Genomic DNA, 1,036 nt, shown 5'->3' with positions numbered 1-1,036 from the left:
ATAATTTTTTTGCTCTTGTTCTAACTGACCATTTAATTTATTGGCAATGTCAGGGACTAAGTAAAATTTATAGTTGCCATTCATACGCCAGCGTTCTTTCCCGACAAAATCATTTTCTCTGCCGCCCTTAGACGGAATTTTTCGTTCACCAATTTGTCTGGCTTCAAAGAAACTGACGGTATTGCCGTGATGATAATAAACTTCCCCAATATCAGGGAGTGCTTTTTGCAGTGGAATAGTTGGCAATGTTGCCTGTGTCCAGCCAAACCCAAAAACTGTGCCCAATGGACCATAGACATTAAATAGCCAGTTATCCATATTGGTATCGAATGGCACACTGGTGACGGTATCCGCATCATTGACATGCCTAAAATGGTTGACGGATGCTAAGGCGTTAACGCCACTGCCCGTAAAAACACGCGGGCTACCATAGGTGTATAAGAGCGGATTATTATCCCTTAATTCAGACGAATGCAATAAAGCAAGTGCCCCACCTAAGCTGTGACCACAGATATATAGATTCTTATTTTTATTACCTGCGCTACTTTTCAATTTTTCAATTTTTTGAACAAAATATTTTTCGACACATTGATAAGCTTCTAAAAAACCTTTATGCACTTTGGCATTTTGGGTTGAAAGAATGCTTTTCGGGCAAGGGATAGGACGATACGTTGCATCCGTAAGCGCGTCTCTTACACTGGCAGTACCTCGCCAGGCGGCAATAATTTGCGTGTCGTTTTCCACATAAAACATTTGGGTGTCATGCTCAAATTTTGGCGCATTTTCCACTTGTTGAAGGTCTAAGTAAATTGCAGGGCTATAGCGCTCTTTAAAAGGTACATCCGTCACAATAGCTGGGTAATCGTAACCGTCCGTCATGACAGGCACTTTGGATAAATCAAAACACTGTTGATAGAAAAAAGACGTGGTGGTATCTGGTGTGTTGATAAATTCGCGCATATCTTCGATTTCATCGGGGTCAACCATGGTTTCATCTTTATACACAAGCAATGACATTAACCCTAAATTATAAGCA

General features: G+C 40.8%; 1 protein-coding gene. It reads right to left on the bottom strand.

The features are described 5' to 3' along the window. A partial coding sequence (locus PR709_RS10350) for a lipase family protein (RefSeq protein ID WP_272570883.1) occupies positions 1–1,036 on the bottom strand: 1,036 nt, incomplete at both ends.

Source organism: Providencia sp. PROV267 (assembly GCF_028477825.1).
In the GTDB taxonomy this organism is placed as follows: Bacteria; Pseudomonadota; Gammaproteobacteria; order Enterobacterales; family Enterobacteriaceae; genus Providencia; species Providencia stuartii.
Note: the sequence above shows the minus strand (reverse complement) of the source record. Positions and strands in the feature narration are given on the sequence as shown.